Annotated in this window: 27 protein-coding genes; 4 read left to right on the top strand and 23 right to left on the bottom strand. The window is 59.4% G+C overall.

The window, feature by feature from the left end; genetic code table 11:
* Window position 1: 1 nt before the first annotated feature.
* The 22 genes from recA to C4J86_RS06270 form a co-directional block, all read right to left on the bottom strand.
* Window positions 2–1,060, bottom strand: a complete 1,059-nt coding sequence (gene recA, locus C4J86_RS06370) for a recombinase RecA (protein WP_005785454.1) — start codon at window positions 1,058–1,060, stop codon at window positions 2–4.
* Between the two features lie 83 nt (window positions 1,061–1,143).
* Window positions 1,144–1,644, bottom strand: coding sequence for a CinA family protein (locus C4J86_RS06365; RefSeq protein WP_124366035.1), 501 nt, complete (start codon window positions 1,642–1,644; stop codon window positions 1,144–1,146).
* A gap of 81 nt (window positions 1,645–1,725) precedes the next feature.
* Window positions 1,726–2,220 (bottom strand): lysis system i-spanin subunit Rz, encoded by a 495-nt coding sequence (locus C4J86_RS06360; protein WP_124369832.1) that lies wholly within the window; start codon window positions 2,218–2,220, stop codon window positions 1,726–1,728.
* Window positions 2,208–2,765, bottom strand: a complete 558-nt coding sequence (locus C4J86_RS06355) for a glycoside hydrolase family 19 protein (RefSeq protein WP_124369831.1) — start codon at window positions 2,763–2,765, stop codon at window positions 2,208–2,210. The genes C4J86_RS06360 and C4J86_RS06355 overlap by 13 nt, the downstream gene beginning before the upstream one ends.
* A gap of 23 nt (window positions 2,766–2,788) precedes the next feature.
* Window positions 2,789–3,790, bottom strand: a complete 1,002-nt coding sequence (locus C4J86_RS06350) for a contractile injection system protein, VgrG/Pvc8 family (protein WP_124369830.1) — start codon at window positions 3,788–3,790, stop codon at window positions 2,789–2,791.
* 9 nt (window positions 3,791–3,799) lie between these two features.
* Window positions 3,800–4,012: a tail protein X gene (locus C4J86_RS06345; RefSeq protein ID WP_124361542.1), complete on the bottom strand. Its 213-nt coding sequence runs from the start codon at window positions 4,010–4,012 to the stop codon at window positions 3,800–3,802.
* Entirely contained in the window at window positions 4,005–4,388 is a 384-nt protein-coding gene (locus C4J86_RS06340) for a phage tail protein (RefSeq protein WP_124369829.1), read from the bottom strand. Before C4J86_RS06340 ends, C4J86_RS06345 begins: the two co-directional genes overlap by 8 nt.
* Entirely contained in the window at window positions 4,388–6,607 is a 2,220-nt protein-coding gene (locus C4J86_RS06335) for a phage tail tape measure protein (protein WP_124369828.1), read from the bottom strand. Before C4J86_RS06335 ends, C4J86_RS06340 begins: the two co-directional genes overlap by 1 nt.
* A gap of 128 nt (window positions 6,608–6,735) precedes the next feature.
* The gene (locus tag C4J86_RS06330; protein ID WP_124361539.1) at window positions 6,736–7,317 is read right to left on the bottom strand and encodes a phage tail assembly protein; all 582 of its coding nucleotides are present in this window, start codon (window positions 7,315–7,317) and stop codon (window positions 6,736–6,738) included.
* Window positions 7,318–7,369: 52 nt separating this feature from the next.
* Window positions 7,370–7,876 (bottom strand): phage major tail tube protein, encoded by a 507-nt coding sequence (locus C4J86_RS06325; RefSeq protein ID WP_124366028.1) that lies wholly within the window; start codon window positions 7,874–7,876, stop codon window positions 7,370–7,372.
* A complete protein-coding gene (locus C4J86_RS06320; RefSeq protein ID WP_124366027.1) occupies window positions 7,876–9,042 on the bottom strand; it encodes a phage tail protein in 1,167 nt (388 codons plus the stop codon). Before C4J86_RS06320 ends, C4J86_RS06325 begins: the two co-directional genes overlap by 1 nt.
* A gap of 2 nt (window positions 9,043–9,044) precedes the next feature.
* Window positions 9,045–9,218 (bottom strand): hypothetical protein, encoded by a 174-nt coding sequence (locus C4J86_RS26800; RefSeq protein WP_164484513.1) that lies wholly within the window; start codon window positions 9,216–9,218, stop codon window positions 9,045–9,047.
* 88 nt (window positions 9,219–9,306) lie between these two features.
* Complete coding sequence (locus C4J86_RS06315; protein ID WP_164487764.1) at window positions 9,307–9,609, bottom strand: hypothetical protein; 303 nt, start codon at window positions 9,607–9,609, stop codon at window positions 9,307–9,309.
* A 2-nt stretch (window positions 9,610–9,611) separates the two neighbouring features.
* The gene (locus tag C4J86_RS06310; protein WP_124369826.1) at window positions 9,612–10,394 is read right to left on the bottom strand and encodes a phage tail protein; all 783 of its coding nucleotides are present in this window, start codon (window positions 10,392–10,394) and stop codon (window positions 9,612–9,614) included.
* Between the two features lie 48 nt (window positions 10,395–10,442).
* Window positions 10,443–10,973, bottom strand: a complete 531-nt coding sequence (locus C4J86_RS06305; RefSeq protein ID WP_124369825.1) for a hypothetical protein — start codon at window positions 10,971–10,973, stop codon at window positions 10,443–10,445.
* On the bottom strand, window positions 10,970–11,608 hold the full coding sequence (locus C4J86_RS06300; RefSeq protein ID WP_124369824.1) for a phage tail protein I: 639 nt from the start codon (window positions 11,606–11,608) through the stop codon (window positions 10,970–10,972). The genes C4J86_RS06305 and C4J86_RS06300 overlap by 4 nt, the downstream gene beginning before the upstream one ends.
* Window positions 11,605–12,600, bottom strand: coding sequence for a baseplate J/gp47 family protein (locus C4J86_RS06295; protein WP_124369823.1), 996 nt, complete (start codon window positions 12,598–12,600; stop codon window positions 11,605–11,607). Before C4J86_RS06295 ends, C4J86_RS06300 begins: the two co-directional genes overlap by 4 nt.
* A complete protein-coding gene (locus tag C4J86_RS06290) occupies window positions 12,597–12,929 on the bottom strand; it encodes a phage baseplate protein (protein ID WP_124361531.1) in 333 nt (110 codons plus the stop codon). Before C4J86_RS06290 ends, C4J86_RS06295 begins: the two co-directional genes overlap by 4 nt.
* Before the next feature lie 12 nt (window positions 12,930–12,941).
* A complete protein-coding gene (locus C4J86_RS06285; protein WP_124369822.1) occupies window positions 12,942–13,550 on the bottom strand; it encodes a phage baseplate assembly protein V in 609 nt (202 codons plus the stop codon).
* 3 nt (window positions 13,551–13,553) lie between these two features.
* Complete coding sequence (locus C4J86_RS06280; RefSeq protein WP_124369821.1) at window positions 13,554–14,069, bottom strand: hypothetical protein; 516 nt, start codon at window positions 14,067–14,069, stop codon at window positions 13,554–13,556.
* A gap of 19 nt (window positions 14,070–14,088) precedes the next feature.
* Window positions 14,089–14,427: a phage holin family protein gene (locus C4J86_RS06275; protein ID WP_124357270.1), complete on the bottom strand. Its 339-nt coding sequence runs from the start codon at window positions 14,425–14,427 to the stop codon at window positions 14,089–14,091.
* A 590-nt stretch (window positions 14,428–15,017) separates the two neighbouring features.
* On the bottom strand, window positions 15,018–15,752 hold the full coding sequence (locus tag C4J86_RS06270) for an XRE family transcriptional regulator (protein ID WP_124361528.1): 735 nt from the start codon (window positions 15,750–15,752) through the stop codon (window positions 15,018–15,020).
* Window positions 15,753–16,015: 263 nt separating this feature from the next.
* Here C4J86_RS06270 and C4J86_RS06265 point away from each other — a divergent pair, with 263 nt between their 5' ends.
* The 4 genes from C4J86_RS06265 to fdxA all read left to right on the top strand — a co-directional run bounded on the left by C4J86_RS06265 (window position 16,016) and on the right by fdxA (window position 20,109).
* Entirely contained in the window at window positions 16,016–16,504 is a 489-nt protein-coding gene (locus C4J86_RS06265) for a Panacea domain-containing protein (RefSeq protein ID WP_124366018.1), read from the top strand.
* Window positions 16,497–16,868 carry a hypothetical protein gene (locus C4J86_RS06260; RefSeq protein WP_124366017.1) on the top strand — a complete coding sequence of 124 codons (372 nt, stop codon included), beginning with the start codon at window positions 16,497–16,499 and terminating at the stop codon, window positions 16,866–16,868. Before C4J86_RS06265 ends, C4J86_RS06260 begins: the two co-directional genes overlap by 8 nt.
* A 183-nt stretch (window positions 16,869–17,051) precedes the next feature.
* Window positions 17,052–19,643, top strand: a complete 2,592-nt coding sequence (gene mutS, locus C4J86_RS06255; RefSeq protein ID WP_124369820.1) for a DNA mismatch repair protein MutS — start codon at window positions 17,052–17,054, stop codon at window positions 19,641–19,643.
* A gap of 142 nt (window positions 19,644–19,785) precedes the next feature.
* The gene (gene fdxA, locus C4J86_RS06250) at window positions 19,786–20,109 is read left to right on the top strand and encodes a ferredoxin FdxA (RefSeq protein ID WP_124361524.1); all 324 of its coding nucleotides are present in this window, start codon (window positions 19,786–19,788) and stop codon (window positions 20,107–20,109) included.
* Between the two features lie 453 nt (window positions 20,110–20,562).
* Here fdxA and apbC read toward each other — a convergent pair whose 3' ends face one another.
* Window positions 20,563–21,657, bottom strand: a complete 1,095-nt coding sequence (gene apbC, locus C4J86_RS06245) for an iron-sulfur cluster carrier protein ApbC (RefSeq protein ID WP_124369819.1) — start codon at window positions 21,655–21,657, stop codon at window positions 20,563–20,565.
* Window positions 21,658–21,803 lie beyond the last annotated feature (146 nt).

Here is a 21,803-nt window from a genome sequence, read left to right as displayed (position 1 = left end):
TTCAGATGTCAGTGTCGGCTTCTTCCATCTCGTCAACCGGCTCACGGTTGGCGGCGGCTTTGACGTCTGGCGCAGGGGTCAGCAGCTTGTCGCGAATCTGCTTCTCAAGCGTGGCGGCGATATCCGGGTTGTCTGCCAGGAATTTGGCCGAGTTGGCCTTGCCCTGACCGATCTTGCTGCCGTTGTAGGCATACCATGCACCGGACTTCTCGACAAAACCGTGCAACACGCCCAGGTCGATCATCTCGCCGTTCAGGTAGATGCCTTTGCCATAAAGAATCTGGAATTCTGCCTGACGGAAAGGCGGGGCTACCTTGTTCTTCACGACTTTGACGCGGGTTTCGCTACCGACAACCTCGTCACCTTCCTTCACCGCGCCGGTACGACGGATATCCAGACGAACCGAAGCGTAGAACTTCAGCGCGTTACCACCGGTGGTGGTTTCCGGGCTGCCGAACATCACACCGATTTTCATACGGATCTGGTTGATGAAGATCACCAGGCAGTTGGCGTTCTTGATGTTGCCGGTGATTTTACGCAGCGCCTGGGACATCAGACGGGCTTGCAGGCCCACGTGCATGTCGCCCATTTCGCCTTCGATTTCTGCCTTGGGTACCAGGGCAGCCACGGAGTCGACCACGATCACGTCGATGGCGTTGGAGCGCACCAGCATGTCGGTGATTTCCAGGGCTTGCTCACCGGTGTCTGGCTGGGAAACCAGCAGGTCGTCGACGTTGACGCCCAGCTTGCCGGCGTATTCAGGATCCAGGGCGTGCTCGGCATCGACAAATGCGCAGGTGGCGCCCATTTTCTGAGCCTGGGCGATCACCGACAGGGTCAGGGTGGTTTTACCGGAAGATTCAGGACCGTAGATCTCAACGATACGGCCTTTTGGCAGGCCGCCAATGCCGAGCGCGATATCCAGACCCAGAGAGCCAGTGGAGATAGCCGGGATCGCCTGACGGTCGTGATCGCCCATACGCATTACGGCACCCTTGCCGAATTGACGTTCGATCTGACCCAGGGCCGCAGCCAAGGCTTTCTTCTTGTTGTCGTCCATTAAAGTCCTCACGTAATCAATAAGGCCTGACGGCCAACACCTGTATAAGTAGACAGTATTGTTCCACAAAGATCGAAGATCGCCTACCCCTGATTGTCTATTTCTGCTGCAGCTCGTCGCAACAAGCCCTCCAGCGCGGCTTTTACCGTTTGTCGGCGGACTTCATCGCGGTTACCGGGGAAGTGCGCAAGCTCGGCCGTGACCTCATCGCCCACACCGAACGCCAGCCATACCGTGCCCACCGGCTTGTCCCGCGTACCACCGTCCGGGCCCGCCACGCCGCTGACCGCCACGGCAAACCGTGCCAGGCTTTTTTCCTGTGCCCCTCGCACCATCGCTTCGACCACTTCCTGGCTGACGGCGCCAACTTTGGAAAACAGCTTTTCCGGTACGTTCAATTGCCGGGTCTTCTGTCGGTTGGAATAGGTAACATAGCCCGCCTCGAACCACGCCGAACTGCCCGGTATGCGCGTGATGGCTTCGGCAATACCGCCGCCGGTGCAGGACTCGGCGGTGGTGACATGGGCATTGAGCACCTGCAAACGGCGCCCCAGTTCAGCAGCCAGTTGAGTGATTTCCTTCACGGTCATCTCCAGGAATGGGCGGTGGTTCGCCTACCCTACAGCAGCCCATCGGTCATGCAAGTTGCAGAGTGCATCAAAAGACTAACGCGCGACGGCTCGCACATAGGCCTGGCAGGCACGCAAGGCGATCAGGGCGTTATCGCCGTCGTCGGTGATGCGGATAATTCGCTGAGCATGCGCCGGGTCAAGTCGGGCTCGTGGGGCTGCATGAACCACGCCGCCGGGGGCGGAGGTGGCAGGCACTGTGCAGCCAGTGGCGGCGCTGTCGAGAAGGACTGACAACCGCACATCAGCAGTGGCCAGGCGGTCGCGCAGAGCAGCTTGGTTACGTTGGGCATCGCTCAACTCCTGGGTGTGTTGTTGGTCGCTGGCGTTGAGCTGTTGCTCCAGGGCCAGGCGCTTTTGTTGTTCTGCCTGTTGCTGTTCGAACGCGGCCTGGCGTTGCTGGCTCAGCGCCAGCGCATGACCCGCCGCCTGCCGCTCAAGCTGCGCACCATAGCGCCAGGCCTGCACTTGCCACACCAGCGCAAGCAGCAGGCAAATGCCGACCCAGCGCAACCAGCCTAGGAAACGCATAACACCGCCTTCGCCCGCTCCCACAATTGCACGCGATCCTGCAGGCCGTTCAGGCCGCCGTTGATACGCCGGGTAATGGTGGTGAACTGGTCCTTGTCGGCCAATTCGTTGAGGCCGTTGGTTTGCCAGAACCAGGCGGCGGATTCGCAGGCCCATTGGGGTTGTTCGAGCAGCTGCGGTTGTTGCAGCAGGCGATCATCGTCAAACAGTGCCTGGCTGCACGCCAGGTAGTTGCGCCGTCCCGTGACCTGAATCAGCCCCCTGCCCCGGTACTTCTGCCCATCACCATCCGCCTCCGGGGTATTGCCCAAGCGGGCGGACAGGGTGCCGGTGTCGTACTTGCTGAGGTAGTGATCGCTGCCCAGCTCGCGCACGTAGCGCAATTCGGCGGATTCGTGGCCGATCTGGGCGAGGAAGGCGGCGATGCGTTTGGCACTGCTAATCTCATACCGAACGAAGGCTGCATTTAAAGGGGACAAAAAAATGCCCGCTCGAAGGCGGGCCCCAGGCATCACACCCAGAAGCTGGGCAAGTGTTATCAGCATTGGTTTTTACTCTGAAAAAGTGTCTACACCGACAAACCGCTGGCCTGGATCGTGCACCGATAGCCGTCTGCTCGTTTACCACTGGCCGTCACCTTCTTGATTGACCAGCGCCCCTGCATAAAGCTTGGCCACGACTCGTCCAGCAGCAGCAAGCCTTCAGCGGCCAACGACGGATTACCGGGGCAAACCACATTGATCTGCAGCCCTTCCCGCCCCACACGCCGCATCTCTCCCTGCGCCGCTGAGCGCGCTTCGTCCTCGCTCTGGTAGCGCTGCGTCACCACCTTGAACGGCGCGGTACCTACTTCTACGACGTGCTTTTTGCCGGCCGCCGCATCCCACCAAGACGTTTGCGCGCCGTTGTATTTGGCACGGCTGGCTTCGATGAAGCTGGCGCTGATGAAGGCCCGGTCACCCGGGCGATTGTCACGGGTAACCGACAACCGCACATCCGGCAACGCCTTGCCCGATAGTGACTTGATCTGGCCTTTACGCCCCAGTACATACAGCTCGTCGACAGGCTTGGCCACCGCATCGAAGCGTTTGGCCAGCCTGGTCAGAAAGGCCATGTCGCTTTCATTGGTCTGATCGATGTGCGCGATCTGCTCGCGCTCGAGTTCAGGCGCCACACGCGGCGAAAAACCGTAGCGGCTGGTCAATTGGCGAAACAGTGCGCCCAAGGTTATCGGCCCATGGCTGGCGGTACGGCGCTGCTTGAATTCGTGATCATCGAACGGCGCTGCCGTGGCCACCAGCGCCAAGCGCATCGGGAACAGGGACGGTGTTCGCTGAGTGATCTTGAACACGCCCTTATCCACCAGGCCGGACTCAAGGTACCCCACGCGCAAGCCGATTTTGCCGCCCAGCTCGGGCAACCCTTCAAGGCCCTCGATATCGAGGGTCAACGTGAGCTGGTCGGAGACAAAGCCCGCTGCGTCGACATGCTCCCATTCCAATAGCCGCTCGTTGAACAGCGCAGCATTGGCGCCATACAGCTCCACTACAGGTGTGAATCCAAGTGCCATGATCGCTCCTTAATCCCAGGCTGAAACCGGCCGGCTCGCAGCAGGTTGCGCATCCAATTCGGGCACCAGCACGCTGACGCCTGCCGGCAATACCGCGCCCTTTTCCCCCAGCTCCGGATTCAAGCGCCACAGCGCTTCTTCTGCGGCATCATCACAACGCCCCAGCTCTCGGTAGAGCAGCAGGTTCACCGAGTCGCCAGCGATACTTCGAACCCTACGCATTGACGAACTCCTCCAATACCAGCGACCAACCGATCGCCATCGCCGTACCGTCGTCGATCACGCTGGTTTGCTTTTCGCTGATCGACTTGATGGTCCACAAACCCCAGTTACGCCCCAGGCCGTCCACCAACGGCAACGGTGCCCGCAGGTTTTGCAAGGCGCGCAACTCATCCAGGCGCTGCATGCCCTTGGCACGCGCTGCCTTGCCGCCAAAGGCCAGTGTTTCGAGATCCTGGCCCACTTGGCTGGACTTGGGTTTGCCAGCAATGATGTTCAGGCTGACCCAGCCACCAGTGCTTCCACGATCCAGGGTGTCGTAGGCGAACCCGCGCGACAGCCCGAAAATAAACGTGCCCAACACCATCTGTTGTCGCATCACACAGCTCCATCGGTGAGTGCTGCGCCACGTCGCGTCGCCAGCAGGTTGTCCATCGACAGCGGGGTAAATTGCGCTTCGATCTGTTGCACCACGAGTGTCGCCAATTGCTGATAGCTGGCTTGTTCCGGCGCGTTGATAGTGATTTGCGGGGCAAAATTGATTTGGCGGTTATCGGCTTGAGGGGTATTGAGGTGAGTGCTGACCTCCGTGGGAGACGGCAAGCGATCCTCGGACCCCATCACTTTTTCAGCCAGCCAGGCGCCAACGTCGCTGCCGACGAACGTCCCGACGGCACCGCCGACCACCTTGCCGATGGCACCACCGGCAACGCCGCCCATGACGCCACCCAGCAGCGTGCCGGCACCCGGCACAACCGAACCGATCACCGCCCCCGCCAGCGTACCGACAGCTCGGCCAAGCGCCATGCCGGCGAACTCACCGGCAAAACCACCGGCGACCCCGCCGCCTACCGAGCCCACGCTGGTGCCAACCGCTTCACCCAGATTCCCCGACAGCGCGCCCTTGGTGACATCGACTCCGGCGTTCGCCAGCACCAACCCCAACGCAGCCCCCTTGGCGACTTTGCTGGCCTTCGCCGTTCTGCGCGACCCACCAGCGCCCGGCGCCGAACCCGGCGTGCGTTTGCCTGCAGGTGCGTCGTTACCTCCAGAGTGCTGCGGGCGGGCGGATGAGTCGACGGCACCGCCTTCGCCAAGAATTTTCCCGGCGACCTTTTCAAAGACCTTGTCTTTCACGGCATCGAAAACGCCGGAAATCAACGGCCCCAGCGCAGCACCCGCCAGCGTGACGGCGGCGGTGGCCTGAGGCAGGGCTTCGGCCAACCAACTCACACCATTGACCAAACTGGTCATCGCCGTCAGCGAGGTATCCACAACGGGCGCCAGGGCGGCGTCGGAAGCGGTTTGCAAACGTGTAGTACTGGCCTCGTAGGCCTGCCGACGGGCCTGGGTGGAATCGGCGCGAACCGCTGCCGAACGCAGGAGAGCGCCATGATCCCCCAGCGCCGATGTGGCGTAGCTGGATGTGTCGGCCACTTGCGAAAAGGCCAGCTTCACAGTGTCGATCATCGGCACCAGGCTCAGAATCGCCTGGTTACCGTCGAACAGTTGCGTCGCCAGCGCCGCCTGCCTTTCGGCCGGTTGCGCTTTGAGTGCCTCCAGCACGGTGACCAGAGTCTGCGCAGCATCCTGTTTCATTCCGCCGGACAACACGTCGGGGTCAAGCTTTAGCGCTGCCCAAGCGTTACGCTGCCCAGGGGAAGCGCTGTCGCCTTTAGCCAGGGCAGCACTGATTTTTTCCAGCCCGAGGCCAGCAGCGCCTTTGCTATTACCTGCACTCAGCAACGCCGCCGACAGCGCCGCCGCCTGCGCGGGGCTCATGCCCGCATCCGTCGCGGCAGCACCCTGATGTTGCACGATTGCTGCGATATCCGCCGATTCGGCCTTGAGCGAGACAACATTGCCCAGCACAGTTGTCGCGTCGGCCAAGTCCAGGGTTTGTGCGCGGTCCAGATGCATTGACTCGCGCCAGCCGCCCATGAGGTCGCCGGCATGCTTGACATCGATTTTGAATGCCGTCGCCATGATCGCGGCGTCGCGGGCGAATTGCTGCAGGTCAGCCTGGCGCCCGGCCTGGTCGATATTGCCTGAAGCGTCAACTCGGTCGCTGCCGATACCCGACTTGGCGGCAACGTACTCGACCTTCGCAAGGTCAACGGCGCTTGCGCCACTGGCCGCCACCACAGGCTCCGACGCCATGGCGAGGTTGGCTTCACGCATTGACTTGCGCTCGCGTCCGACGAATTGCAACAGTTGGCCCAGGTCGGTCATCGCGGCATCCAGTGCCTGCGACGGTGTGCCTGCATTGGCCGTCGTGCTGGTAGTGGTATCGCTCGCTCCCGCCGGCTCGGCGTCGGCTTGCCGAGCGTCCATCACCTTGAGCAGCGAGACGTTGAACAGCTCGAGCGTCTCCACGAGCCGGCCCTGGCCTTCGGCCAGATGATTGATCTGCAGGCTGGCATCGGCCAATGCCAATGCCAGGTTCGCAGCACTCCCCGGCACAGCCTCAGCCGGACCCGTCAGCGTTTGCGCGAACGGGTTGAGGCTGGCCTGCCCCCCACCCTGTGCCAGCGAGCCTTGAGTCAGCCAGCCGTCCTTGACGATGGCCGACCCGCCCGCATAGTTACTGTCTGCCATCCCGCTCTACTCCTGTTTGAGCCCAAGGCGACTGATCGCGATGTCATAGCGGCGCATTGCTTTCCCGGCATTCCAATCGAGGATTTCCGCTTCGCTTACCGAGTAAACCAGCGGTACTACATCGAGGATCACTTCGATGTCGCGTTCCGAAAGAAGTCCGCCGGTTTGTTTAAAAAATCGTCGATGCGCCCCTGCAACTCTGTCCAGTCGGGCACGGTGAGTCCGGCGAGATCGGGAATCATCAGGCCGGCGCAATGCGCGGTGATGAACTCGGCACGTTCTTTATTGGTGGGCAGCTTTTTCATCACTTTGGTGGCGCGCAGGGCGGGCATTTCCAGGGTGACGTGGGTGAGCGTGCGGCCGCTGGCCTCAAGGGGCAGCAGCAGCGCGACCTGTTCGCAGGTCAACGATTCGCGTGGCGCATCGGCTTGATCGAGGAAGAACGATGCAGGCTGGGTCGACATCTCGTGTACGTACTGCGCGATGCTGACGTAGTCCGGGCGTTTGAGTTGGTCGAGTTCTTTTTCCGACAGGCCGGTGGCGAGCTTTGCCAGTTCGAAAAACTGGTCATCCTCGTCATCACCGGCGCGTGCCAGGGCTTCTTTTTGTGGCGCGTAGAACAACGGTTTCAGTTGAATCTGCTCGATCACGACGCCGGTGTCGGCGGTGATTGGGGACAGCAGGATGTGTAACGGAGGCATCCAGGCCATGGGGCAATTCCTTGATGGGGTATGGAGGCGAGCTGACCCGCCCCCAGGGGGATTAAGGCATCAGCACGGCGCGGCGCGCGTCGCCGAGAATGTCGACGCCGTTGAGCACGAACTTCTGGGTGCGCACATCGATGTCGATCACCGGAATACCGTTTTCCAGACGGCTGTAGGTGCGGCAGGACAGCTCCAGGGTGGTGACCGGCTTGGCGTTCATCGTCAGCGCGGTTTCGGCCAGAGACTTCAACTTGCCGCCTACGGTGTGGTAGGTGAAGTAGGTCTTGCCGTCCTGGTCCTGGCCGGCTTCGCGCACGTTCAACAGGATGTCATCACCCTGCGTGACGCCAAGCGCGAGCAGAATTTCTGCACCCACCCCTTGCAACACCAGGGTTGCGCCCAGCACCTTGGCGCTTTTGGCCACCTCTTCGGCGATGAAACGCCCGCCGGTCATCGGGTCCATTTCGAACTCGATCTTCGGCGGCGTAAAGGAATCGACCGTGGCCGACAACGGCAGGCCTTGAAGGGTGGCCGCAATGGCCTGTCTGACTCGGTTGGTAAACATTAGAGAACGTCCTCCAGGAACTGCTCGATGATTTCATCGCGGGCGTTGAGTTGATAAACCATGTGTTCGTTCGGCGCGTAGCGGCCGTAGTCAATGACGATGAACCAGGTGCCGTTCTTGTACTTCTCGACGCTGTTCAATTCCGGGTGCAGGTAGACGCTGCCGCCAGGGATGGTTTCGTCGGCAACCAGGGTTTGCAGCCAGTCATTGATGCGTTTGACCTCCTGGTCCATGAAGGACTTGGTGAGGTTCTTGGCCATGGCCTTCTGGCCGGCCTTGACCAGCTTGCGGCTGATGGCGTCTTCGAGGCCGACGTAGCTGATGAACTTGCCGGTGATGGAACGGTTACCCAGCAGCGAGAAACCGCCGAGCACCGTGCGGGCGTAGTAGCTCACGCCGTAACGGTTGAGCAGGTCGCCTTCGGTGGAGGTGTCGAGGATGTTGTACTCGACGACGCGGGAAACGTCTTCGGCGAAGGTCACCTGATTACCTGGGCTTTCCCATTGCTTGACCTTGGCAAGCGCGGCGATGGCCAACGAGGACGGCGACAGGAACACGTTCTTTTTCGCGGCCTTGGAATACACCGACGGCATGTTGTGCACCAACAGGCAACGGTCGAAGCCGAGGTCCGCGCCGCCCAGTTCGCCGCTGTAGGTCACTTGATCGGCAACCGAAGCGTCCTTGCCATCCAGCACCACACGGGCCTTGATGCGCTTGCCGAAGGAGGCGAACTCGCCGGCCACAGCCTTGGTGCCGGTAAAGCCCGGGGCGCCGATGATGGTCAGGTCTTCAGGCACGCTGCCCAGGGCAGCCAGGCCGAGTTTGCGGCCGGTGACGGGGTCGTTGCCGCCGATCACATTGTTGACCGTGTCGGCCGGGGTGGCGCCTTCTTCGACGATGACCACATAGACCGGCACCTTCACCACTTTGAGGATCTGGTACACCGCTTGGAACAGCGTGCCCGACTCGGTACCGGTAGGGTCCAGCAGCGCCTGGGTGGTAAAGCTGTTGATGCGGAACGGGGCGTTTTTCGGGATCGATGCATGGGCGTTGGGGGCAGTGCCTACCAGGCCGATGACGTTATCACCCAGGCCACCCATGGCCTCGGGGGATTCGGTGGCATTCACGGTGATGCCGTTGTGCTCGAAGTTCAAAACCTCAGCCATGATTAGTCAGCCTTCTTGGGGGTGGAGTTGAGGACGCTGGTCAGTTCCAGGCGGCCGGCGGTGCGCAGGGCGGATGCTTCGACGTCCAGCAATTCAAGCTCCTCGCCAGCGGTGGACCAGTGGCCGTTACCGATGGGGAAAGGGATGAGGACGGTGTAGGTTTGGCGGGTGGGCATGGGTAGGATTCTCCGGGTGAGAAACGCCAAAGCCCCTGCGGGGAGGGGCTTTGGGAGGGCGAAAAAAAAACCGCTTTCGCGGTGGTGGTCAGATGCGGTCGGGCAAGGGATACGACGCCTTGATTTCGGCGACTTTATCGCGCCATGCCTTTTCTTTTTCTGGGGTTTCGTCGTATTGCCATTCCAGAAACAGAGGATCGGCCTGGGTAGCGTAAAGAGTACGACGTGCAGTAATAGCCTCCTCCAGCTTTGCAGCGCTCTCAGCTTCCTTGCAAAGCTCCTCGGCGCGAGACTCGCTAAATCCAAGCGAAATCAATGTTGGACGGTCCAAAGGAACATTGATAAGTGTTTCACCCGAGCCCAGTAGCAGCTTTTTGATAGTGCGGGCCATGGTCATACTCCTTTCACTGCATAGCGTTTATCATTATCCAATGTATAAGCAGTGTTACTTTCAGGATATGTATCACCCAGCTCTGGGGCTGCCATCACGAACGGCTTTACCTTCCAAGAAATCTCGTACTCAGGAGTAACTGCCCGACTAAGCTCGACTTCCTCATCTATACGACTAAACTTCACCGGTTCTTGAAAGCTTTTAGTTACAAGATAACTTAAGCCACCACGTAAATAGCACCCAGACTCTTGTGGAGAGGTGGTTAAAACACCTGGTGTCAAGTTAAGCCAAATCGGCTTCAGCCCCGTAACCGGACGAACGAAGGACAGCATTGCAAACTGCGCTCTACGAACAGTTTCTCGATAGGTTTGAGAGACTCGTTTTATCGCCAAAAAATTCGCATCGCCGTTCCAAGGAATACCACAGCCTTCCATTTGAAGATTTAAACCAGCAACGTGAGGTTCAAAATTGTTATTAAACGGGTTCAACTCATGGTTTTGCGCATAGTTTCTGGAAATGATTATTTCCGAAATCCCTTGTTCATTACCTGGCATACGCCACCAAACCGGATAGAAAATTTCGGTGGATAGGCCGGTGAGATCAATTATTTGCGAATAAGATGCACGACCGTTGATATCCTTAGCCTGCACGCTACTTCGCCAAATCGTAAACTGGCTCGATGCAGCATCTACCTGCGCATCAATCTTGCCAATCTGATTGGTGACCGTTTCCGTCAGCTTATTACATGCATCCACAACCTTCGTGATAGTCGTTTCAATTCCCATCATTAACTCCCTGTCAATTTAGTCTTTCCAGCGTTTTTGTAAGCGGCCCTACTGTGCTTCCAACTGCATGACCCTAAACATCAAATCAACGTGCCGCGACATATTGCCAACCGAAGCCGCCGCCATAATTGCGATCTCCTCAGCCAACAACACATTCAAGTTTTCATTCCCCACCACAATCGTCACGCTATCCGCCGGCAACGGCGAAATATCCAGTGTGAACTTCTGCAGTACCCGCGCCGCCGCTGCTTTATACGTCAGCAACTTCCCTTCCACGGAATACACCGCCAGCAAGGTTCCACTGGCGAGGTAAAAACCGAACTCGCCAATCTCATACTCACCGTCGCCGTCAAACAGCGCGGCCATCCTGAGTTGGCGCTCGCCCAGGTCTTCGTAATCCACGATGGCGACCCGTTGGCGCTCATCGCGCAAGGCCACTTCTGTACCGTCTGGGTTGTAGCGACCAGTACCGGCGCCGATGTGGGTGATTTCGGCTTTGAGGCCCTGATTCTTTGCCTGCAGCACTTCATCCAAACCCTTGGAGGTGAAGCGCACCAGGCGCGTGATTTCATCTGTCATGGCTGCGCCCTGAGGTCGTAGTCGTTAATGGTGTAGTGCCGGGCAACGCCGACACTGTTAAGTCGAGCAACCAACGCCAACTCCGGCAGCGCGCCGTTTAAATACAGCTCGCCGTCGCTTAGCGGGGCATGAAGGACCTGCGTCAACGCAAGCCGACCTTCGGTTTCGTGAACAACCGTAATCGTCGCCTGATCCCGCTCGCTTTTGGCTGCGTTGATGCGGCGGATGAGCCGGTTGTGGTCGCCACTGGACCAACTGCGCCCAATGATCGCCTGCACGTCGAAGGTATAGGGCGTACCGATTGGCCGCTGCTGATACCAGGCGCTGATGTTGGGGGTGAATCCCAGTGACTCCACCGCATAGCTCAGCGCCTTGGGTGTGCCGGCCTGGCGCTGGATCTGCCAGGACAAGGCCACGGTCAGGCGCTTTTCCGATTCGCTGGCGTCGGCATCCCATTCGCTGACCCCGCGGTCGGCGGCCAGGTAAGGAAGAAATTCGCTGGGGGTTTGCAGTGGGTTCATCAACGCCGGAAACGGCGGCGTGACTCGCTCGAGCAACTGGCCGAAGCCCAAGTCCAGGGCTTTTTCCAGCGGTGAACTGTTGGCCGGCAACAAACTCGCGTCAGATTCACTCATAGCGTACGCACCTCCACCTCGACACCCGTGCAATACGGGGCCTGGAACGCGCTGCTGACAATCGGCGCCAGCGGTTCGAGGATTTGCAGTTGCGCCGCCCCTGCGCTGTGGATGGCGTAATCGATCCAGCTGGGGTCGACGCGTCCTTCCAGGCGATGACAGGAGTCCGCGTAAGTCTGCAGCAATTGCTGCGCCGCCACTTGGGTCAGGCCCGAGTCCGGGCCGGCGTTGATTTTGGCGATGACGCGAATCTTGTAGGGTTGAATTTGTGCGCCCTGGACGGTGACGAGATCGGTTTCCGGCCGTACATCCGGCCGTGCGAAATGTCGGCGTACACCGTCAAGCAAATCGGCAGAGGGGGTACCGTCGCCCTCACGAGACAACACGGTGACCATCACCTCGCCGGGCGCGGTGCGACGGCCATTGCCGTCCTTGACCTGTGCCGCATAGCCGTCCGGGTCGAAGGTGTAGTTGACAGTCACCACGCCCGGCGAGGCGCTCTGTACCTTGACCGTGGGTCGCTCGCCGAGGGTGAACACTTCGCGGCGATACTGCATCCGCGAGCCGGCAGCCGGGGCATGGGGCGCTAGGTAATAACGCAAGCGAGCATCGTCGTCGCTTTCCAGGGTCGGCGGCACGGGCGGGAAGGCCGCCGGGTCACCGGGATCGAGCACCTGGCGTTCAAGGCCCATGTCAGCCAAGCGCGCATCCAGATTACTGCCGGTGGCCCACCACGCCAGCATCTGCTTGATGCGTGCATTGTATTTGCGCTCATGGGTTTGCAGGCGCACGCAGAAGGCCTCGAGCGCCAACGTCAGCAGTTCACTTTCGTTGTCGAGGCTGACCTCGAGTTTGGCCGCGCTTTGCGGCGCACGGGTGGCAACGTAATCGACCACGAACGCCTTGAATTCGGCGAGCAGCGGCTCGAACTCATCGACTGCAATAATCGCCGGCTCGGCCAGTTGGTTCTGGCCAGGGATCAGCATGCTCATGTCACGACCTCGAAGGATTGTTGGCGGTTTTTCCAGGTACCGGCAAAGCGCAGCAGCAGCCCGGCGCCCTGGCGGGTGGCGACGATGACCTCGGGCTGGAAATCGCCGATGCCGTTCTGCGCGTTGTAAAACGCCTGGGCGGCATGGCTTTGAGCGAGCAGCAGCAGGTCATCGCCAAGGTTCTGCCCGAGCAGTTGCGGGATCAGCGAGCCATACAGCGGACGCTTCTGCCGCGTGCCGACGGGTGTGGTCAGCGCTCGGGTGGCGCGCTGCACGAATTGCAGCCAGTCATCGACGGCTGCCCCGGTATTGCGATCGATGCCGATCATGGAATGTCCTTATCAGGGGCTGATGACTCGACCTTGGTGGTCTATCACCGGGCCGCTGAAGTGAGCGCCGCCGGCATCCAGTAACAGTGCGGTGCCGCCGATTTGCAGGATGATGCCCTGCGGGCTGAGGGTCAGACTGGCGGCGCCGACCTTGACGTCGACCTGTTCGCGGGAAGCGCTGAGCATCGTCGGCCCGTTGACCCAGTTAAACGTATGACTGGCGTCGTCGTAGTCGCTCTGCGTGCCGTCCTGATGGCGTCGCCGGGTCAAGGAGGGCACAGTGGAAACAGGCGGAAAGAGACTACTGTTGAGGCCGAACAGCGCCACAGACTGTGAGCCCCCTTCCCCACCGCCGTAGTTGAGCAGCAGGCATTGCTCGCCCACGGATGGAATACGGGTTTCGGTTTGCGCACCGGCGCTGGGGTTGAAGAAGCGGATGGCCGGCGTGAGCAACTCGCCGTGGCTGACCCTGCAGGTATTGCTGGCGGCGTCGACCTGTTGGCAAATGCCAATTCGGCAGAAGCTTTCAGCGCGTCGGTAGAGGTCTTCGAGTTGGGCCTCCATCTCCGCCAGGCGCTCGACAATCGGCCCCAGTTGCATGCGTAACAGCGTGTCGAACATGGGCTACTCCGCCAAGGGCTTGTATTGATCGGGGTCATCGATGTCCAAGACGTCCCAGGTAGAGGCAAACAGCGGTTGGCCTGTAGGATCATCGAGCAACATCGGTCCGAGGTAGAGGGTTTGAGTGAAGGACACTGTCCAGGTGTCATAGTCCGTGGCTGCGGTTGCACGCCCGGAGGGAGCGGCGACGATATTGGTTGGCAAATCGCACTGGGACTGGGGCAGGCTCCAACGGTTGTCCAGCACCAAGTCCATCAACTGGCTGGCCAGGTCGCAGGCATCGAACGGCAAGGCGCCGGGGGCAACCATGACGGTGAGCGAAATGGCCAGGGCATGGGCCTTGCGGCCTTCGCGAGAGCGGATGCCAGGGCCACTGCCTTCAACGGTGACCATCACGCCGGTTTTTTCTGCGTCGCTCTGGAAGTCCTGGTGGCTGCCGACCCTGAGGTCGGGGAAGGCTGCATGCAGCGCCACGCCGATAGCCTGGGGGAGTTGGGATGGCTTTTCGATAAGGGTCATTTGAGTAGCGTCCTTGCGGTTACTGCGGGTCCTGACGGGAACCTTCATTGATCCCGATGCGCTTGGCCGCCCAGCGCTCATAAAGGCCGATGGCCACGTCGGCACCGGCCATGGCGGTCAGGCAACCAATGGCGCCGGCGGTCCAGATGGACATACCGGCGGCGTAGCACAGCATCAGGGCCGAAACCCCGCAGACCATGCACGCCCCGGAGCGGAGCGCCAGGCGCCGAATCAGCGACCAGCCGCGGGCGCCCTCCTTGTCGGCGCGCCACATTTCGCCGGACACCCCGCCGATCAACGCCAATATAATCACCAGCCAGATAGGCATTTCCGCTAACGCTTGTTGTTCGTTTGTCATGTCACGCCTCCTGGCTGAGCACTGAATAGTCCGTTTTTCAATTACACATACTTCGATAGGTAGGCATTCCAAAAAGCCCGGTTGCCCAGGCTTTTCAGTAATGCTGTCTGCGGACTTTCGGCGCTACTGGCGCGGTACGGTCCTTTCCTCAATGTTTTTCCGACCACGATCCCTGTCTGCCGGATAACTGCTTCTGGTGCTTTACGCTGCACACCCGGGTCAGTTGCCAACCCTCTGAACCGTTAAGGCCGGTTCATCGCTGCCTGTTTTTGAAGCGCTACCACTAAAGAGCGTCGGCATCCTTGCCGGTGTTGCCTGGCATCCTTGCCATCGCTTCGATGGCGTCCTTGCCGGTGTTACGTGCCTTCCTTGTCTTCCTTGGCAGCATCCTTGCCGCCTCCACCAGGCCTTGTTGGCTGGCTTGAGGTGAAGAATATGCATGTATGCATATACAGTCAATGCACAAATGCATTTATTTTTGCCAAACGGATGCGCTCATGCATGAAAAGCCTGACGGGCAGAGGGTTTGCCGGTTTTCTGCAGACGAAAAAAAGCCCGCTCGTTGGCGGGCTTTGCCTTACGTAAGTAGGTCAGCGGGCATACATGCCCCACCAGAACACATGGCCGAGGATGCTGATCTGCTCATCCTGGATATCCTGAAAGCTGTAGTCCTCGTCCGGATGCTCGTCACGATTGAAACTGCGCAGACGAATCCCGGACGGCAGGCGGTAGAGCTGTTTCACCCGCAGCTGGCCATTATGATTGATGGCATACAGGTCACCATCGACGATGTCGCCAATCCCGCTCTTGCCGGCATTCACCCCCACCGTCGCGCCATCGCGCAGCACCGGCAACATGCTGTTGCCACGTACCGTCACGCATTTGGCCTGGTCGAACTGCACGCCGTTATGCCGCAGGCTGCGCTTTCCAAAGCGCAGGCTGGCCTTCTCGCTTTCCTCGATGACGAATCTTCCTGATCCAGCAGCCAATTCAACCTCACGCAGAAAGGGGATCGACACCTCGTCATCATTAACGGGGGTGTCGTCGTCCCACAGGCTTATGTCCTTGAGTTCCGAATGCATCGGGTCGCGCCCGTCATCACGCAAGGTACCTACCGCTGCGCGTCCGCGCAGGTGGTCGGTGCTGACGCGGAAGTATTCGGCGATGCGTGAGATGTGTTTGTCCGACGGATCAACGATCTTGCCGCTGAGGATCCGGGACAGGGTGGATTGAGGCACGCCAGTGCGCCGATGAAGCTCCGTGGGGGAGATTCGGTCGCGATCCAGCAGCTCTTTCAAGACGATAGAAACGTTGCGTTTTTGCATAACCGGAATAGTGACGAGAGTTTTTGCGGATGGCAAATGCTAATTTGCATATTTATGCATTAAACAAGCTGATTAGGCGAATCTGAAACAAAATACTGTATATACGAACAGTCAAACAGCCTCTATCATTCCGTGCGACTTCATATACTCGCAGGCGACCAGATGTAAAAAGGGCGCAGATTGACAGCCGCCCTTGCTTATCGACAATTCAGGGCCTATGTATAAACTCTGTAACAACCTAGCCAGCAACGACGGAGGTGCTCATGGCTTATTCAGCTCTAGCTGTCGCTAACGCCTTCATTGAACGCGCGAAGGAAGGCAAGCTTTCAGGCCTGACGCCGATGAAGCTGCAAAAGCTGCTGTTCTATACCCAGTCCTGGCATCTGCGCGAGCGGGATCAACCGCTTATGGATGACCACTTTGCCCGCTGGCAATATGGCCCGGTCATTCCATCGCTTTACCATGAGTTGAAATCCTACGGCAGCCGTCCCGTGACTTCGCTGCTCAGCAATTTGAAGCCCGACGACGAAGACATTGTCTTTGTTACACCGAGGGTTCCTGAGAGCGATACCTACACCCATCGTTTGATTGACCGGATCATTAACAAATACGGCAAATGGTCCGGCACTCAACTGTCCAACCTTTCCCACGAGGACGGCACAGCCTGGGCCCTCAAGGGCGCCGACGGTTCCGCCATTGACTGGGAAGACATGGCAGCACTCATTCACCCAAAGAGCCGCATCCGTGAGTGAAGAACTCGACAACCTGGAACTCACCCTGCCCCCCATGGCGGGGCCTGACCAGGACTCCCAAGCCGGTGGCGAGCAAGCCATAGGCACCGACGATGAAAGAAACCAGAATCTGAAAGACCAGAAGGCCGAAAGGCAGCTGCGCAAGAAATATGCGGGGCGCGCCTTTTGGTTTGCTGCCTGCGGCGTGATCTTCTGGGCGGTCCTCCTCGTGTGGAATGGCTGGTCGACGTATTACTCCGGTAAAGCGCCGTTCTCGGATAACGTGTTAATGGCCATCACCACCGCAACTTCGATCAATCTGTTTGCGGCTTTCCTGGGTGTTATCAGAGGTTTGTTTCCTGCCAGCGGTCGCAGGGCAAAGTAAAGCCTCTACAGACGGCACTTCGTGCACCTTTAATGCATAGCCGCTTTTCTTCCCGCGTATTACCTGGCCTTTTGCAAACTGCGAACCCCCGACCTCGCGTGTTAACCTTGCCGCCATCGCAAAAAATGCTGGGCCAAGCGCGCCCTTTGCCCCATCACTTTCAACGAATTTGCCTATTACCCAATGAGTAAAAACGCCTCCGATCTGTCCTCCCACACTCCAATGATGCAGCAGTACTGGCGCCTGAAGAACCAGCACCCTGATCAGTTGATGTTCTATCGCATGGGCGACTTCTACGAGATCTTCTATGAGGATGCGAAGAAGGCCGCCAAGTTGCTGGATATCACCCTGACCGCGCGTGGGCAATCGGCGGGACAGTCGATTCCGATGTGTGGGATTCCTTACCATTCGTTGGAAGGTTACCTGGTCAAGCTGGTGAAGCTGGGCGAGTCGGTGGTGATCTGTGAGCAGATCGGCGATCCGGCGACCAGCAAGGGGCCGGTGGAACGCCAGGTGGTGCGCATTATTACGCCGGGGACGGTGAGTGATGAGGCGCTGCTGGATGAGCGGCGCGATAACTTGATCGCAGCTGTCCTGGGTGATGAGCGTTTGTTCGGCCTGTCGGTACTGGATATCACCAGCGGCAATTTCAGCGTGCTGGAGATCAAGGGTTGGGAGAACCTGCTGGCGGAGTTGGAACGTATCAACCCGGTGGAGTTGTTGATTCCGGACGATTGGCCCAAGGACCTGCCGGCGGAGAAGCGCCGAGGGACCAAGCGGCGCGCACCATGGGATTTCGAGCGAGATTCGGCGCTTAAAAGCCTGTGTCAGCAATTCTCCGTGCAGGACCTCAAAGGTTTCGGTTGCGAAACCTTGACCCTGGCCATCGGCGCCGCCGGCTGCCTGCTCAGCTACGCCAAGGAAACCCAGCGCACTGCTTTGCCGCACTTGCGCAGCCTGCGCCATGAGCGTCTGGACGATACCGTGGTACTCGATGGCGCCAGCCGTCGCAACCTGGAACTGGATACCAACTTGTCGGGCGGGCGTGACAATACGCTGCAATCGGTGGTCGACCGCTGCCAGACCGCCATGGGCAGCCGCTTGCTGACCCGCTGGCTGAACCGTCCGCTGCGGGATTTGAGCGTGCTGCAAGCGCGTCAGTCTTCCATTACCTGCCTGCTGGACGGCTATCGCTTTGAAAAGCTGCAGCCGCAACTCAAAGAAATTGGCGATATAGAGCGCATCCTGGCGCGAATCGGCCTACGCAACGCGCGTCCACGTGACCTGGCGCGCCTGCGCGATGCCCTCGGTGCCCTGCCACAATTGCAGGCGGCGATGACCGAGCTGGACACTGCGCACCTGCAGCAGTTGGCCGTCACCGCCGGCACATACCCGGATCTCGCGGCCCTGCTGGAAAAGGCCATTATCGACAACCCGCCGGCGATCATCCGTGATGGCGGTGTTCTGAAGACGGGTTACGACAGTGAACTGGATGAGCTGCAATCGCTGAGCGAAAACGCCGGGCAGTTCCTGATTGACCTGGAGGCGCGCGAAAAAGCCCGCACCGGGCTGGCCAATCTGAAGGTCGGTTACAACCGGGTGCACGGCTATTTTATCGAGTTGCCGAGCAAGCAGGCCGAGTCGGCGCCTATCGATTATCAACGTCGCCAGACCCTCAAAGGCGCCGAGCGGTTTATCACTCCAGAGCTTAAAGCCTTCGAAGACAAGGCGCTGTCGGCCAAAAGCCGCGCACTGGCGCGGGAAAAAATGCTTTATGAAGCCTTGCTCGAAGACTTGATCGGCCGCCTGGCACCGCTACAAGACACCGCAGCCGCCCTGGCGGAGCTGGATGTGTTGAGCAACCTCGCGGAGCGTGCGCTGAACCTGGATTTGAACTGCCCACGGTTTGTCAGCGAACCGTGCATGCGTATCGTGCAAGGGCGCCACCCGGTGGTAGAGCAGGTGCTGACCACGCCGTTCGTCGCCAACGACCTGTCGCTGGACGACGACACCCGCATGCTGGTGATTACCGGTCCGAACATGGGTGGTAAATCCACCTATATGCGCCAGACCGCATTGATCGTGCTGCTGGCCCACATCGGCAGCTTCGTGCCGGCGGCCAGTTGCGAGCTGTCCCTGGTGGACCGGATTTTTACCCGGATCGGTTCCAGTGATGACCTCGCCGGTGGGCGTTCGACGTTTATGGTGGAAATGAGCGAAACCGCCAACATCCTGCACAACGCCACCGAGCGTAGCCTGGTGCTGATGGACGAAGTGGGGCGCGGCACCAGCACATTCGACGGCCTGTCGCTGGCCTGGGCGGCGGCCGAACGCCTGGCTCATCTGCGCGCCTATACGTTGTTTGCTACTCACTACTTCGAACTGACCGTTTTACCGGAAAGCGAGCCGCTGGTAGCCAACGTGCACCTCAATGCCACCGAGCACAACGAGCGCATCGTGTTCCTGCACCATGTGCTGCCGGGCCCGGCCAGCCAGAGTTATGGTTTGGCGGTGGCACAATTGGCCGGTGTGCCCAATGATGTGATCACCCGCGCCCGCGAGCACCTCAGCCGCCTTGAAACCACGGCCCTGCCCCATGAAACGGTCGTTGCCAGCCCAGCCAAGGCCAGCAAGAAATCCGCGGTGCCGCATCAGAGCGATATGTTCGCCAGCCTGCCCCATCCGGTACTCGATGAGTTGGCTAAGCTCGACGTGGATGACTTGACCCCACGCAAAGCGCTCGAAATGTTATATGCACTGAAGACTCGGATATAACGCTGACGCTTGCAAGCTGGTAGACTCTCGCGCGGTTTGGGATGCTGCGGGCTATGAGCCTGGCCTGCAGACTATCGCTCCCGAACCTCGCGAGCCCTGCCACACAGGGTTTCGCTGCCGCCGCCTGAGGAGAAAATTAGAAATGACCTTCGTCGTCACCGACAACTGCATCAAGTGCAAGTACACCGACTGCGTAGAAGTGTGTCCGGTGGACTGCTTCTACGAAGGCCCGAATTTCCTGGTCATTCACCCGGACGAGTGCATTGACTGCGCCCTGTGTGAACCAGAATGCCCGGCCGTTGCGATTTTCTCCGAGGACGAAGTCCCGGCAGAGATGCAGGAATTTATTCAGTTGAACGTCGAGCTGGCAGAGATTTGGCCGAACATCACTGAACGCAAAGATCCGATGCCCGATGCAGCGGAGTGGGACGGCAAAAAAGGTAAGATTGCACAGCTCGAACGCTGATAGCGTCACCGTCCCAAAAGGCCCCTTGCGGGCCTTTTTGCGTTTCTACGTAGTCGGTTTCACTTTTCTACAGGCGAAAAAAGGGGCGGTATGACCCGCCCACATTTTTTCCCTAGTCCCTGTATTCCTTTTCATCGTCCTGATGATCGCATCCTGCGACATTCCTTCAAACCATCATTCCTTGATGGCCGTGCCAATCCGTGGACACAGGGCTGATGTTAGAGAATCCCAAAATAAGTTCAACGGGATCCAACTGGGCGACTGCAGGGCGCGGGCGTTTACACAGAGATAAATAACTGTTTTATTTCAATCAGTTAGAAACATCGCTCACGGATTCGAGACGCTCACACCCTGTAAAAAAACCGAATACCTACAAAAAAGTAAGCGAATGCTTACACAGGTTACTGCGGAAAAAGCGTAACGAGCCTGACAGGTAACGTTCCTACGCAAGGTTCAGTCGTCGCTGACCGTGATCGTCGGCATCGCGGGAGCAATCGCTTCCTGCAACACTATCCTGGCGCCCACATGGCGGGCCAACTCCTGGTAGACCATGGCAATCTGACCATCGGGCTCGGCAGCCACAGTGGGCTTGCCGCCGTCGGCCTGTTCACGAATGGCCATCGACAGCGGCAATGAGGCCAGCAGTTCGACACCGTATTGAGTCGCCAGCTTCTCGCCACCACCCTCACCGAACAGATGCTCGGCATGGCCGCAGTTGGAGCAGATGTGAACGGCCATGTTTTCCACCACACCCAGCACCGGGATGTTGACCTTGCGAAACATTTCCACGCCTTTCTTCGCGTCCAGCAATGCCAGGTCCTGAGGCGTGGTGACGATCACCGAGCCGGCCACCGGGACTTTCTGCGCCAGGGTCAGCTGGATATCGCCAGTACCGGGCGGCATGTCGATTACCAGGTAGTCCAAATCGCCCCAGGCGGTCTGGGTGACCAGTTGCAGCAACGCACCGGAGACCATCGGCCCGCGCCAGACCATCGGCGTGTTGTCATCGGTCAGGAAAGCCATGGACATGACCTCCACGCCCAGGGACTCGATCGGCACAAACCACTTCTGGTCCTTGACCTTCGGCCGTGTGCCCTCGGCGATGCCGAACATCACACCCTGGCTGGGCCCATAGATATCGGCGTCGAGGATGCCCACGCGCGCGCCTTCGCGGGCCAGGGCCAGGGCCAGGTTGGCGGCGGTGGTGGATTTACCCACACCGCCCTTGCCCGACGCCACGGCGATCACATTTTTGACGTTGGCCAGGCCAGGGATCTGCGCCTGGGCCTTGTGCGGCGCGATCACGCACTGGATATCGACCTTGGCCGAGCGCACGCCATTGAGGCCTTCGATGGCTATTTGCAACATCTGCGCCCATCCGCTTTTGAACAGGCCAGCGGCATAGCCCAGCTCCAACCGGACCGATACCTGGTCACCCTGGACCTCGATAGCCCGTACACAGCCGGCACTGACCGGGTCCTGGTTCAAATAGGGGTCGGTGTACTGGCGAAGAACGGCTTCCACCGCTGCGCGATTGACGGCGCTCATGGGCAACTCCCGAAAAAAGACTGACTGAAACAGGCGGCTATCCTAACCGTTCCAGACCGCCAGCGGCATGCTTTCGCAGGGATGGAAAATTCTGAAACAGCACCACGGGGTGAAATAAATTTCCCGGCGCTTTATAGTGGCCGACC

The sequence above is a fragment of the Pseudomonas sp. R2-7-07 genome, assembly GCF_003852355.1.
Lineage (GTDB): Bacteria > Pseudomonadota > Gammaproteobacteria > Pseudomonadales > Pseudomonadaceae > Aquipseudomonas.
Note: the sequence above shows the minus strand (reverse complement) of the source record. Positions and strands in the feature narration are given on the sequence as shown.